Source organism: Campylobacter sp. CFSAN122748 (assembly GCF_045277125.1).
Taxonomy (GTDB): domain Bacteria; phylum Campylobacterota; class Campylobacteria; order Campylobacterales; family Campylobacteraceae; genus Campylobacter_D; species Campylobacter_D jejuni.
This window is the reverse complement of the sequence record NZ_CP116953.1, coordinates 1,607,538-1,621,241: the sequence shown is the minus strand read 5'-3', so window position 1 is coordinate 1,621,241 and position 13,704 is coordinate 1,607,538. Positions and strand designations below refer to the sequence as shown.

At 30.8% G+C, this 13,704-nt stretch carries 15 protein-coding genes and 1 pseudogene; 6 read left to right on the top strand and 10 right to left on the bottom strand.

The features are described 5' to 3' along the window. Nucleotides 1-109 precede the first annotated feature (109 nt). A pseudogene (locus OT390_RS08400) lies at nt 110-318 on the bottom strand (hypothetical protein). Between the two features lie 358 nt (nt 319-676). Here OT390_RS08400 and OT390_RS08395 point away from each other — a divergent pair. From OT390_RS08395 to map, 6 genes are all read left to right on the top strand, one after another. Beyond that, on the top strand, nt 677-859 hold the full coding sequence (locus tag OT390_RS08395) for a YjfB family protein (protein ID WP_002856010.1): 183 nt from the start codon (nt 677-679) through the stop codon (nt 857-859). Nucleotides 860-1,001: 142 nt separating this feature from the next. Further along, complete coding sequence (nhaA, locus tag OT390_RS08390; protein ID WP_025398631.1) at nt 1,002-2,150, top strand: Na+/H+ antiporter NhaA; 1,149 nt, start codon at nt 1,002-1,004, stop codon at nt 2,148-2,150. Then, complete coding sequence (gene nhaA / locus OT390_RS08385) at nt 2,147-3,316, top strand: Na+/H+ antiporter NhaA (RefSeq protein ID WP_002872280.1); 1,170 nt, start codon at nt 2,147-2,149, stop codon at nt 3,314-3,316. The genes nhaA (OT390_RS08390) and nhaA (OT390_RS08385) overlap by 4 nt, the downstream gene beginning before the upstream one ends. An 8-nt stretch (nt 3,317-3,324) precedes the next feature. Further along, nucleotides 3,325-3,783, top strand: coding sequence for a C40 family peptidase (locus OT390_RS08380; protein WP_002860097.1), 459 nt, complete (start codon nt 3,325-3,327; stop codon nt 3,781-3,783). Nucleotide 3,784: 1 nt separating this feature from the next. Continuing rightward, entirely contained in the window at nt 3,785-4,537 is a 753-nt protein-coding gene (gene murI / locus OT390_RS08375) for a glutamate racemase (RefSeq protein WP_002851499.1), read from the top strand. Nucleotide 4,538: 1 nt separating this feature from the next. Then, nucleotides 4,539-5,297, top strand: a complete 759-nt coding sequence (gene map, locus OT390_RS08370) for a type I methionyl aminopeptidase (RefSeq protein WP_002858416.1) — start codon at nt 4,539-4,541, stop codon at nt 5,295-5,297. Between the two features lie 369 nt (nt 5,298-5,666). Here map and OT390_RS08365 read toward each other — a convergent pair whose 3' ends face one another. From OT390_RS08365 to OT390_RS08325, 9 genes are read right to left on the bottom strand one after another with little or no spacing between them, the layout of a single operon-like run. Then, on the bottom strand, nt 5,667-6,167 hold the full coding sequence (locus OT390_RS08365) for a flagellar FLiS export co-chaperone (protein WP_002855995.1): 501 nt from the start codon (nt 6,165-6,167) through the stop codon (nt 5,667-5,669). Between the two features lie 55 nt (nt 6,168-6,222). Next, a complete protein-coding gene (locus tag OT390_RS08360; protein WP_002875844.1) occupies nt 6,223-6,822 on the bottom strand; it encodes an ABC-type transport auxiliary lipoprotein family protein in 600 nt (199 codons plus the stop codon). Further along, complete coding sequence (locus OT390_RS08355) at nt 6,822-7,712, bottom strand: MlaD family protein (RefSeq protein ID WP_406611487.1); 891 nt, start codon at nt 7,710-7,712, stop codon at nt 6,822-6,824. Before OT390_RS08355 ends, OT390_RS08360 begins: the two co-directional genes overlap by 1 nt. Before the next feature lie 2 nt (nt 7,713-7,714). Next, complete coding sequence (locus OT390_RS08350) at nt 7,715-8,437, bottom strand: ABC transporter ATP-binding protein (RefSeq protein ID WP_016818306.1); 723 nt, start codon at nt 8,435-8,437, stop codon at nt 7,715-7,717. Continuing rightward, nucleotides 8,438-9,547, bottom strand: a complete 1,110-nt coding sequence (locus OT390_RS08345; protein ID WP_002876124.1) for an ABC transporter permease — start codon at nt 9,545-9,547, stop codon at nt 8,438-8,440. A 1-nt stretch (nt 9,548) separates the two neighbouring features. Next, on the bottom strand, nt 9,549-11,447 hold the full coding sequence (gene tkt, locus OT390_RS08340) for a transketolase (RefSeq protein WP_002858974.1): 1,899 nt from the start codon (nt 11,445-11,447) through the stop codon (nt 9,549-9,551). Between the two features lie 9 nt (nt 11,448-11,456). Then, complete coding sequence (locus tag OT390_RS08335; protein WP_002851379.1) at nt 11,457-12,302, bottom strand: polyprenyl synthetase family protein; 846 nt, start codon at nt 12,300-12,302, stop codon at nt 11,457-11,459. Further along, nucleotides 12,299-13,393: a PDZ domain-containing protein gene (locus OT390_RS08330; RefSeq protein ID WP_002870243.1), complete on the bottom strand. Its 1,095-nt coding sequence runs from the start codon at nt 13,391-13,393 to the stop codon at nt 12,299-12,301. Before OT390_RS08330 ends, OT390_RS08335 begins: the two co-directional genes overlap by 4 nt. Further along, entirely contained in the window at nt 13,390-13,701 is a 312-nt protein-coding gene (locus OT390_RS08325) for a YbaB/EbfC family nucleoid-associated protein (protein ID WP_002870244.1), read from the bottom strand. Before OT390_RS08325 ends, OT390_RS08330 begins: the two co-directional genes overlap by 4 nt. Between the last annotated feature and the right edge of the window lie 3 nt (nt 13,702-13,704).

Genomic DNA, 13,704 nt, shown 5'->3' with positions numbered 1-13,704 from the left:
TGTTTTTGTATTTTTAATTTTTCCTTTTTTGATGTTTTAAAAGCTTAATAAAAATCAAAAAATCATTTATTGTGTATTCTTCAAGGAGATGGTTATAGCATATTTTAGATTAAGCAGATATATCCAAAAGTTTATCTTTTTTATTGATATCTATGTTTGTAGAATCGCTATTGTCTTTATTTGCTTCTTTCTCAGCTTTAGCTTCTACTTTTTCTTTTTTTCTTGAAATTTTAAAGAAAAGTTTATAGTTTGCTTATTTACTTCACTTTTGCCAAAATTTGTGGTATCTATAACGCCACAAGGTGTCATCAGTATCATTTCATTAACCTCTTAGTTTGCAATGTTTACTAAACTTAAGATATTTTTTATTTTTTTCTTTAAGTTGTAATTTTTAGATTATATTATAAATCGTATAAATAAGATAAAACTTAAATTTATTGAAGTAAAATTTTATCTATTTCATTTGCTTCTAAAAGTATCAACCATTTATATTTTGCTTATTGTTTCATAGTGTAAAAATTTTTAAAATAGGATTTTATCTTAAAAATTTATGATTTTTAATTTCAGATATTGGCTTCCTTGAAAAATTTTAAAAAGTTTAGTAAAAAATATTAAGTTTTAAAAATATCATCCGATTTAAATAAAGTCTTAAGACTCAATCTAAAAGGAGGATGATATGGTTTCAGATGTTTCTATGGGTAATGCTAATTTAATGACTGCTGTTAATACTTCAGTTTTGAAAAAATCTATGGACACAAACGAGGCATTGATGAATGAACTCATCGAAGGTATGGAAGGTGTCTCTCAAGCCTCCGCTCCACAAGTTTCTAGCTCTAGTGGTTTGGATATTTACGCTTAAATATCTTAAGAACAAGCTTAAGAACTTTTTGGTATCTTGGGCTTGTTTTTTTAAATAATTATTTCTTTAGCATTTTTTCGTTATAATTTTGCCATTTTATTTATCGTATTAAATTTTTTATAATATTTATTTAGGAGCAAGGATGCAAATGATAAAGAAGATGGTTTTAAGTGAAACTTTCCCTGGTATTTTGCTTATATTTTTTACATTTTTAGCCTTATTATGTAAAAATTCTTCCTTAAGTGTTATTTATACAGATTTTTTTCATGCTAATTTTACAGTAGGATTTGATCATTTTCAAATTTCAAAATCGTTGGATTTATGGATAAATGATGGTTTGATAGCTATATTTTTTCTATGTATAGGGCTTGAGTTAAAATATGAAATTTTACGCGGACAGCTTAAAAATATAAGAGCTGTATCTTTACCTATATTTGGAGCTTTGGGGGGTATGATTACTCCTGCTTTAATTTTTGCTGCTATTAATTATTCCCATGATTTTGCTATGAAAGGTTGGGCAATACCTACAGCAACCGATATAGCTTTTGCAGTGGGTATTTTGATGCTTTTAGGAAATAAAATTCCTACAAGTTTAAAGCTTTTTTTACTTTCTTTAGCTATTTTTGATGATTTGGGTGCTATTGTTATTATTGCTTTATTTTATACAGATCAGCTTTCAGCTTTGGCGATTATTATTTGTTTGTTTTGTATATTTGCTCTGCTTTTGTTAAATTATTATCACATCACCCATCTTTCTTTGTATGTGTTAGTAGGTGTTGTATTGTGGATAGCTATGCTTAAAAGTGGAGTACATGCGACTTTGGCTGGTGTGATTATTTCTTTATTTATACCGCTTGATACAAAAAATAAAAAACCTTATTTGCATGAAGTTCTTAAGGATTTAAATCCTTGGGTGGTTTATTTTATCTTGCCTTTATTTGCTTTTGCTAATGCTGGGATTGATATCAGAGATATGCATCTTGGTTCGGTATTCTCGCCTGTAAGCCTTGGAATTATTCTAGGATTATTTTTAGGAAAGCAACTAGGTGTTTTTACTTTTTGTTTTATTGCTATCAAACTTAAGCTTGCAAAACTACCTGAAAATATTAAATATGGAAAATTTTATGGTATATGTATTTTAACAGGCATCGGTTTTACGATGAGCTTGTTTATTGATGGTTTGGCTTATAAAAATAGTGATATTTTTGAATATGCGGATAAACTTGCTATTTTAGTAGCTAGTTTTTTAAGTGCCATTGTTGGTTTTATTTATCTTAAGATTGTTAAATGAATAATATAGTACATAAATTAAAAACTTTAGTTTTAAATGAGGCTTTTGGCGGCGTTTTACTTATAGTTTGTACTTTGCTTGCTTTGCTTGTGCAAAATGGATCTTTTAGCGAACATTATCGAGAATTTCTAAATTTAAAAGTCGGATTTAGTGTAGGTGAATTTGAGCTTAATAAGCCTTTTTTACTTTGGATAAATGATGGGCTTATATCTATATTTTTCTTTGCTATAGGGCTTGAGCTTAAGAAGGAATTTTTGCACGGGGATTTTAAAAATCCTAAAAATATTGTTTTACCTTTTATGGCTGCTTTAGGGGGTATACTTATACCTGCGATGTTGTTTGCTTTGGTAAATATAGGAGATGCTTATACTTTAAAAGGTTGGGCTATACCTACAGCCACAGATACAGCGTTTGCCTTAGCGATTTTAATGATGTGTGGCAAGCACATTCCATCAAGTTTAAAAATTTTCTTACTTTCTTTGGCTATTTTTGATGATGTGGGTGCTATTTTAATTATAGCTATTTTTTATACGACAAAATTATCAATAGTTGCTTTTGTCGTTGCAGGACTTGCTATTTTGGTAATGCTTATTTTAAATCTTTTAGGGATAACAAGAAAGTCTTTTTATTTTATTTGCTCAGTTATTCTTTGGATTAGTGTTTTAAAAAGTGGAGTACATGCAACTTTAGCTGGAATCATAACAGCATTTTTTATACCGATGCAAACTAAAAATGGGGAAGCATTTTTAGAAGAAATTTATGAAAGCTTAAAATTTTGGATTGCTTTTATTATTTTACCTTTATTTGCTTTTGCTAACGCTGGAGTAAATTTATCCAATATCGATATAGGAGCAATTTTTTCAGGTGTAAGTGTAGGTATTTTCTTAGGGCTTTTTGTAGGTAAACAAGTGGGTGTATTTTTATTTTCTTATTTGGCAATCCGCTTTAAATTTGCAGCTTTGCCCCAAGGTTCAAATTTGAAACAACTTTATGGGGTTTGCATACTTACAGGAATTGGTTTTACAATGAGTTTGTTTATTGATGGATTGGCGTATGAAGTTAGTGATATTTTTAATTATGCAGATAACTTAGCTATTCTTATAGCCTCATTTTGTTCTGGGATTTGGGGTTTTATTTATCTTAAATTCTTTACTACTCGATCTTAAGGGGATTGATGAGGCATATTTTTTTTATTATTACGATTATATTTTTTATAAGTGGATGTAGTTTTTATCAGAATCTAAACTATCATCCTAGTTACAACACAAATAAAGAAGCAAGGCTCAAGGTTATTGCAAATGAATGGAAAAAAACCCCTTATGTTTTAGGTGGAACTAGTAAAAAAGGTGCTGATTGTTCAGGATTTACACAGAGCGCATTAGCTCAGCTTAATATACGCATACCTCGCACTACAAAAACTCAATTAGGTTCTGGAAGAAAAGTTTCTAAATCAAAATTGCAAACAGGAGATTTGGTATTTTTTAAGACAGGTAGAGGGCCAAATGGTATGCATGTTGGTATTTATATGAGCAAGGGAAAATTTATACATTTATCTACTAAAGGTGGAGTAAAAGAAGTCGAGCTAAATAGTTCTTATTGGAAGGCTCGTTATATAGGAGCAAGAAGGTATTAAAGTGAAAATAGGTGTATTTGATAGCGGAGTAGGAGGGCTTAGTGTTTTAAAATCTCTCTATGAAGCTAGGCTTTTTGATGAAATTATCTATTATGGAGATACCGCAAGAGTTCCTTATGGAGTGAAAGATAAAGATACTATTATAAAGTTCTGTCTTGAAGCATTGGATTTTTTTGAACAATTTCAAATTGATATGCTTATCATTGCATGTAATACCGCTAGTGCTTATGCTTTAGATGCTTTAAGAGCAAAAGCACATTTTCCAGTATATGGCGTAATTGATGCAGGGGTTGAAGCAACGATAAAAGCTTTGCATGATAAAAATAAAGAAATTTTAGTCATTGCGACAAAAGCAACCATTAAATCAGAAGAATATCAAAAGCGTTTGTTATCTCAAGGATATACAAATATAAATGCTTTAGCTACAGGGCTTTTTGTGCCTATGGTTGAAGAAGGTATTTTTGAAGGAGATTTTTTGCAAAGTGCTATGGAATATTATTTTAAAAATATCACAACTCCAGATGCTTTGATACTCGCTTGCACTCATTTCCCTTTACTAGGACGTTCTTTAAGTAAGTATTTTGGTGATAAAACAAAATTAATTCATTCAGGAGATGCTATAGTTGAATTTCTTAAAGAAAGAGAAAATATAGATTTGAAAAATCATAAAGCAAAATTACATTTTTATGCTTCAAGCGATGTTGAATCTTTAAAAAATACTGCTAAAATTTGGCTAAATTTATTAAGGAAATAAAATGATAGAATTGAAAAAACCAGATGAAATAGAAAAATTAAGAATAGCAAATCAAATTGTAGCAAAAACTTTAAATTTTTTAGAGAATGAAATTAAAATAGGAATGAGCTTAAAACAAATCGATAAAATGGCAGAAGATTATATTTTAAGCCTTGGCGCCAAGCCATCATTTAAGGGACTTTATGGTTTTCCAGGTGCCATTTGCACATCTTTAAATCAAGTTTGTATCCATGGAATTCCAGATGATAAAATTATCAAAGAGGGTGATATTTTAGGTCTTGATGTGGGAAGTTTGATTGATGGGTATTATGGGGATGCAGCAAGAACTATTGCTATAGGAGAAGTTTCACCCGCTGATAAAGCTTTAATCTCTTGTGCTAAAGACGCGTTATATCATGCTATAGATATTATTCGTGATGGAATGCGTTTTAAGGAACTTTCAGCTGCTTTAGGCGAATTTATCCATGTAAGAGGTTTTGTCCCGCTTCGTGGATATTGCGGGCATGGTATAGGACGAAAGCCCCATGGAGAGCCTGAAATTTTAAACTATTTAGAAAAAGGTGCGAGTGCAAAAAGTGGCCCTAAAATTAAAAATGGAATGGTGTTTTGCATAGAGCCTATGATATGCCAAAAAGATGGAACACCAAAGCATTATAATGGAAAATGGGATGCTGGAAGTATTGATGGGCTGAATGCGGCTCATTATGAACATTGTGTTGCCGTGATTAATGGGCGTGCTGAAATTCTTTCTATGATATGATATTAAATTATAAAAATAATATTTTTTTCTTAAAATCCTAAAAATTTAAAATTTTTTAATAATATTGTAGTAATATTCTTTAATAAGTTAAGTTACTAAATGATATTTTATAGCAGATTAAGTGTTTTTAGAATAAAATGTCACATCGTATTAAACTAAAACATAAATATGGTTTAGATAATTTAATAAAAATTGTTAAATTATCTAAATATTTATTTTAGTTTAAAGAGATCTTTTAAGATCTCGTTTGGGTTAGGCTATTTCCCTCCCCCTTTTTATTCGTAGCCTAACTCTCTTTTAGAGTTTGGAAAATCTCTTTAAGCTAAAATATATTATATTTGCTTAAAGAGAACAAACGATTGCTATTTCTTATTTAAATAAATTTTTAAAATCCATTGTAGAGTTATAAATTCCAGTATTATCTATAGTTTCGCCCATGGTGATTGCGGTTGCTAACTCTGATAGAATGATTTTTATTTCATCTCTTTTATCTTGTATATAGGCCAATACACCTTCGTAATTACTTGTTTGAAGAATTAAAAGTGGATTAGCAATTTCAAATTCAAAAAGTTTTTTACCAACATAAACATTGAAAATATTTCCAAAAAGAGCTGTTCCCATGAAAGAGCAGTTTTGTATAAGTTGTGATGCTGTGGCATCAAGAGTTCTTTTTTGCATATCATCTGAATTTTCATCTATTCTTTCTAGAATACTTTTTTCTATTTTTTTTAAAGACATATCAAGCACTTGAAGTGCTCCTATAAAATCATTTGCATCATTGATTTGAGAGCAAATTTGATTTGCTTTAAATTCATTCACGCCTTGAATTTCACCTAAGTGTTTTTTAAATATATCTAAATCACTTTTCATTGTTTACCTTTCAAAAATATTGCTAAATATTTAAAAAGCAAAAAGTGTTCCTAAATTAGGATAAGTTAGAATTTACCCAAAAAACAATCTCATTGCCAATTTTATTCAAGGCTTTTTGAAAAGCATTATAAGTAGAGTGGATGTCTTTTTTTTCTATTTTTTCTTTAGTATTGAAAATTTTATGAGCTATTATTTGATTGTTTTCAAGATTTATGAAATTTACGCTTATAGAAATTTGAGCGTAGTTTTCATTGTTATTAAGAATTTGCTCAAAAGAGTTAATCCTACTTTCAAGAGCATAATCCGCACTTAAAGAGCTTGTTGAAGAAAGTAGGGTTGTAAAAATATTGCTTTGTTCAAATTTTGACAAAATTAAAAAAGAATAAAGATTGCTTGGTAAATCTCCCCAGAAATAATGTGCGTATTTGTTGCTAAAACCATTATCTATATAAACAATAGCTCGCGAGTTTAAATACAAAGGTGCATTTGCATTGCGAATTTTAAGAATTTTACCAGTTTTTTTAAAAAAAATATTTGAGTCTATTCCTTCATCTTTTAATATGATATTTTCATTTTTGTTGATGGTTTCGTGTCTTAAAGAGCATCCGCATAATATAAAAATAAAAGTCAAAATATAGAATAATTGCTTTAGCATTATTTTTCTCCTGGTCCTAGTTTAGGTTTGGTTTCTTTAAAAATCAAATCAGCAGGGCTGTTTTGTAAATTTTCTATTAGAATATTGCTTTCAATTAAAACTCGTTTAAAAAGCTCTAAATTTTGAATCAAAGATGCTTTAATATCATCATAAGTGTTTAATTTTTCATCAGCTTTTTTTATGAAATTTTTTAAAATCATTGTGCTTTCTTTTATGTCTTTAAGACTGGAGTTGAAATTTTGCGCACTAAGGCTTATATTATCAGCCATTTTTCCTATTTTTAAACTTGCGTTTGAAAGATTAAGGCTTAAATTTTTAGAATTAGCGTTTAAATTTGCACTTAATTCTGCTAGATTTTGCAAAAGGATTTCTAGATTTTTAAGATTTTTTTCGCTTAAAAGTTCTTTTGATTTATCATCGGCCGTTTTAACCAAAGAAAAAATATGTTCGCTTTGTCTGTCTATGGTCGCTAAAAAACTTTCTTTAAAAGGAATGACTGGAAGTTTTCCCTGTATAGATACTAGATCTTTACTATTTTTACTTCCGCCTTGAAGTTGGACAAATTTAAGTCCTGTGATACCTTGAAGTTGCAAAGTAGCAAAAGTATCTTCTTTTATAGGTGTGTTATTTTTGACCTTGATGCGTATGTTAACGCCGAGTTCATCTTGATTGTAAATGCTGATTTCTTCTACGCTACCTACTTCCACGCCCAAAAGCCTTACGGGTGCTTTTATGCCAAGTCCTGCAACGGATTCTTGTGTGTGAATTTCATAATACTTAAAACTTTCTTCTTTAGAGTATCTACCAAGCCAAAGTATGAAACCAAGGCTTGCAAAAAATACTCCAAAAACAAAAAGTCCTACAAAAAAATAATTTGCTCTATTTTCCACTTTTACTCCATAAATCTTTTAAAAAGTCGTTCATTTTGCAGGCGTAATTCTTCATAAGTACCGCAAAATCCAACTTTTTTATTTTCTAAAATGATAAAACGATCGAGTAAATTTTTCATACTTTCTTTATCATGTGTAACCAAAATGATATTTAAATCAAAACTTTTTTTTAACTCTAAAACCAAATCGTCAAATTCACGACTACTATGAGGGTCAAGTCCTGAAGTAGGTTCATCTAAAAAAAGCAATTTACTATCAAGTGCTAAAGCTCTAGCAATTGCCACTCTTTTTTGCATACCGCCACTAAGTTCACTTGGAAATTGTTTTAAAACACTTTCGTTTAAGCCTACCATTTTTAGCTTCATTAAAACCAGTTCTTGTATGCTATTTTCATCTAAATGAGTGTATTCTTTTAAAGGAATGGCGATATTTTCATAAACATTAAAAAAGCTAAAAAGTGCAGCAAACTGAAAAACCACACCCCATTTTTTACGCAAAGCAAGTGCATCTTCTTCGTTGATATTTTTAAGTTTATAGCCTAAAATTTCATATTCTCCACCATCAAAATGTTCAAGCATAAGCATTTGTTTTAAAAGGACGGATTTTCCACTTCCACTACCTCCTAAAATACCAAAAATTTCATTTTTTTTGATTTCAAAACTTACGCCATCATGGACAATTTTTTCTCCAAATTTTGTAATGATATTTTGCGCTTTAACAACCATTTAAATTCCTGCAGAAGTTAAAACAACAGAGAATAAAGCATCAAAAGCTATCACCCAAAAAATAGCATTTACAACGCTTTTTGTTGTATAAATTCCTATGCTTTGTGTAGTGTTTTTTACCTCAAAACCACGAAAACAAGCAATAAGTCCTATTAAAAATCCAAAAATAGGTGCTTTTGCAAGTCCTATAAAGATATGTTTTATATCGACAGCTTCTCTAAAGCGTCTTAAAAATTCGACAAAAGAAATATCAAGATTTAATTTTGCAACCATCATTCCACCTATAATACTGATTGCATCGCTAATGGCAACGATTAAAGGCATGGCCACTACCAAAGCCATGACACGTGGAATAATAATAAATTCAAAAGAACGAAAACCCATAGTATTCATAGCTGCAATTTCATCAGTAATTTTCATCACTCCAATTTGTGCGGTATAAGAACTTGCACTTCTTCCTGCGATTACTATGGCAGCGATTAAAGGTGCAAGTTCTCTAGTGGCTGAAATTCCCATCAAATCCACTATGAAAATATTGGCTCCAAATTGTGCGAGTTGATAAGCAGCCTGATAGGCTAAAACCACTCCTACTAAAAGAGCGGTTAAAATAACTATAGGCAAAGCTTTAAAAGCAGAATTTTCTATATGATATAAAAAAGCAATAAAGCGAAAATTTTTAGGATTTTTAAGGCATAAAAAAAGACTTGTGAAAAAAGCTCCTGTGAAATTGATGAATTTTCTTAAAATTTTTAAAAGTTCTAAACTTAATTTTCCAAGATCGATAAAGTATTCACTGAAATTTTTATGTGATTTTTTTGTTTTGCTTAGTCTTTGGTAGTTTTTTTCACAAAGTTCAAAAAGGGTTTGAAAGCGTGAATTTAAGCCTTCTTTGGTGATTTTAATATTTTTATCTTTAAGATCATTTTCCAAAGCAAGGAAAAATCTCACTCCAGCGGTATCAATTGCTTTTAGATCTTTAAAATCAAAAATCACTTCCTTGCTTTGGATCAAAGCTAAAAAATCTTTTATTTTTAACTTATAAATGCTTGTTTTATCCCAAATTCCAAAGATAAAAAGAGTGTTATTTTGAAATTTGAAATTTGTATTCATTTTATTTGCTAAGGATAAAATTTACAAGCTTTGAAACGCTAAATCCAAAGTGTTCAAACACATCTTTGTCTTTGCCACTTTCTCCAAAACTTTCTATGCCATACACTTTATGGCAAAATTTATAAAGTTCATTAGAATGTGCTGCTTCAACACCTATAACTTCACCTTTTAACAATCTTTCTTGATAAGCTTTATCTTGTTTTTCAAAAAGTTCAAAACAAGGCATGGAAACAACATTACAAGCAAAACCTTGTTTTTCAAGTTCGTTTGCACTTTCTAAACAAAGCCAAACTTCACTTCCACTTGCTAAAAGTGTAAATTTAGCCTCTTTGCTTTCTTTGAGTAAATACGCTCCATTTTTTACATCTCCAAAAACAGGTTCATTTAGAGCTTTGAGTTTTTGGCGTGAAAGCAGAAAAGCACTCGGAATATCAGCATTTAGGGCTATTTGCCAAGCTTTGACATTTTCCACCCCATCAGCAGGTCTAAAGGTTAAAAAATTTGGCATAGCTCTAAAAGTGCTAAGTTGTTCTATAGGTTGGTGTGTTGGTCCATCTTCGCCCACGCCTATGCTATCGTGTGTGAAAATGAAAAAATGTTTGATTTTCATTAGAGCTGCTATTCTTGCGGCAGGTTTTAAGTACTCGCTAAAGATGAAAAAAGTTGCCGAAAATGGTAAGAAAATTCCATATCTTGCAAAAGCATTGTTAATCGCTGCCATAGCGTGTTCTCTGATACCAAAATGGATATTTTTACCTTCTACAAAGTCTCCCATACTGTGAAGTTCTGTTTTATTCGAAGGGCCTAAGTCTGCACTTCCACCTAAAAATCCTTCTAAATTTTTAGCTAAAACATTTAAAATTTCACCATTACTATCTCTTGTAGCAAGATCTTTTCCTTTAAAATCAGGATAAGCTATCTTGTTAAAATCAGGATTTAATAGCCTTTCTAAAAGTTCTTTTTTAGCACTTTTTTCAAGCTTATCTTTCCATTTTGCTTCTTCTAAATCCCCAAGTTCTACAGCACTTTCAAAGCGGATTTTGCTTGCTTGTGGGATATGAAAACTGATATTTGGATCAAAACCCGCTTGTTCTTTGGCTTTTTTAATCACTTCTTCACCCAAAGGTGCGCCATGACTTTTATGACTGCCTTCAAGCTCTCCTGCACCCTTTGCTATAGTTGTTTTTGCGATGATAAGACAAGGTTTTGTGGATTTTTTAGCTTGTTCTAAGGCTTTATTGATTTCTTCATAATCGTGTCCATTTATACTTAAAACTTCAAATCCTTGTGCTTCAAAACGCATTTTTACATTTTCGTTAAAGGCTAAACCTACATCGCCTTCTATGGAGATATTGTTGCTATCATAAATAAGTATGAAGTTATCAAGTTTGTGAAGTCCTGCTAAAGAACAAGCTTCATAAGAAATGCCTTCTTGTAAATCCCCATCTCCGCAAAGACAATAAATTTTATGATCGATTAAATCACTGCCTAGCAAATTTTGTGCTTTTTTTGCTGCCATAGCAAAGCCTACAGCATTGGCAACACCTTGTCCTAAAGGGCCTGTAGCGATTTCTACTCCAAGAGTTGAAATTTCAGGGTGTCCAGGGGTTTTAGAATGAAGTTGGCGGAAATTTTTAAGATCTTCTAAGCTTAAGTCATAGCCGCTTAAATGTAAAAAACTATAAAGCAAAGCACTTGCATGTCCGCCTGAAAATACAAGTCTATCGCGGTTTAGCCAAGTGGGATTTTTAGGATTGTGTTTTAAATGATAACTTAAAACACTTAAAATATCTGCTAAACCCAAAGGTGCACCTGGGTGTCCTGAGTTTGCTTTTTGCACCATATCAGCACTTAAAAATCTTAGAGTATTTGCCTGTTCTTGTAAAATTTGAATGTCCATTTTTTGCCTTTATAAGTATTGAATTATTAAATTTTGTATCATTTGTGCGAGTTTTTCATTAAGTTTTTCTAAGTCTTGTTCGCATTCACTAAGAAGATTTTCTTTTGTTTTTATGGCTTGTTCAAGTCCAAGTAAATTGACAAAAGAATTTTTATGAATATCGTTGTTAGTAGGCTTTCCGCTTTGTTCTTGACTTGTGGTTACATCGATAATATCATCATTGATTTGAAAAATCAGTCCTAGTTTTAAACCAAGTTTGTAAATTTGATTGCTTTCTTCGTTGTTAAGTTCGCAAATTTCACAACCCATTTTTAAAGCTGCAGCGATTAATCTTGCGGTTTTATGTGTGTGTAAAAACTCAAGTTCATTTAAACTCAGTCTTTTGTCTTCAAAAAAACAATCAATAGCTTGTCCTATGACCATTCCATTAAGTCCTGCATTAAAGGCAAGGGTTTTGATGAGTTTGATTTTGATTTCATCTTTTAAATGAGCATGACTTAGAACTAAAAAAGCTTCAGTATTTAAAGCATCACCCACTAAGATGGCTGTAGTTTCATCGTAGCTTTTGTGTAAGGTTGGAATTCCTCGTCTAAAGTCTGCATTATCCATAGCGGGTAAATCATCGTGTATGAGTGAATAAGTATGGATAAACTCTAAAGCTAAAGCCACATCTAAAGCTTGATTTAAAAGTTCAGGTTTATTGCTTTGTACTACGCTTAAAAGCAATTGTGCGCGAAAATGCTTTCCCCCCGCTTTTAACATAAGTGCTAAAGCTTCATTAAAAAAAGGATGAAAGCTTTCAACTTTAGGTAGATTTTTTTCTAAGTGATGGATAAAAAGTTCTTTTAAATTCACTTAGTAAGCCTTATGAAAAATTGAAATTTACCATCGCCACCTGAGTTGGCATTTCCGCCTAGTTCATTGTTGAAATTTGATAAAGGTAATTTAGTACTTTTGCGTTCAATTAAGATGCTAAAGTCATTACCAGCACTTAAAATATTTTGTAATTCTTTAAAATTATTTAAAATAATATTATTAACGCGTAAAATTTTATCTCCTACCATAAATCCTGCATTTGATGCTTTTGATTTTGGATCTATTTTGGTTACAACAAGACTAGTATTAACCGTTAAACCAAGATTGCTTGTGAAATTTGTAATTTTTGGTTTTGGTTTAGAATCAGGAAGGTTAAATTTGCTCAAATCTTTTGCAAAAACTTCAGTAGAAATATTTAAATCCATATTATCACGCAACACTTGAAAATAAAGAGTGCTTCCGCGATCTGCAAAAAGAATTTTTTCATTGAGTTTTCTTAAATCATTGGCGGGCAAGCCATCAACACTTATAACTTGATCGTTGATTAAAAATTGTGGATTTTTTCTTACATTGTTAACATAAATTTTATTTTCTCGAACAACAAAATCAACGCCGATATCCCCCCAATAAACATCGTTATATTTCATAAAATGTTTTAAATAGCGATTGCCTATAAAAGAGCTATTATTTAAAGCAATCCCCATCATTTCACAGCATGGAGTCCCTAAAAGTCCTATTTTAGAATTAAAATCAAGTTGATCTTTTTCATCAATATTTTGAGCTAAATACTTAATATGCCCTATATAAGGTTTATTAGGATCCCAAATTCCAACCCAATCATTACGAGTAAGTTTTTCTTCATCACCCATAGGAGTAGGGATTAGGCTAAAGTCAGTTCTTACAAGATATAAATTTAAAAATGGATCGTATTTTACATATTTGTTAAGCTTAGCATTAGGCTGTTTTAACACAGCAAGTAAATTTTCACTGAGTGCAAAAGCTGGCATTCCTTCATAGTTGAGCATGCTTGCCTTATTTCTTTCATAACCTGCTAAAAAATCTTCAAATTTAGGTCTTTCTATACCAAAAGACAAAGTAAAAAGCATGCAAATAATTAAAATTTTTTTCATAATTTCATACCTCCAAAACCGCCTAAAACATCATTCGCCATACTTGAACGATTTTGTGCAACCATAGCCAAAACATCATTAATTGCAGAAATAAGTAAAATTTGCAAGGATTCTTTATCTTCAAGTAAAGAATCATCAATGCTAACATCGATAATTTCACCCTTTCCATTGGCACTTATTTTAACAAGTCCTGCTCCACTTTTGGCACTAAATTCACGATTTGCAAGTTCTAGTTCTATATTTTTTGCTTTTTCTTGAACTTGATTTAAAAGTTCTCCCATTTTAGAAAAATCCATATTTTCAAACATTGA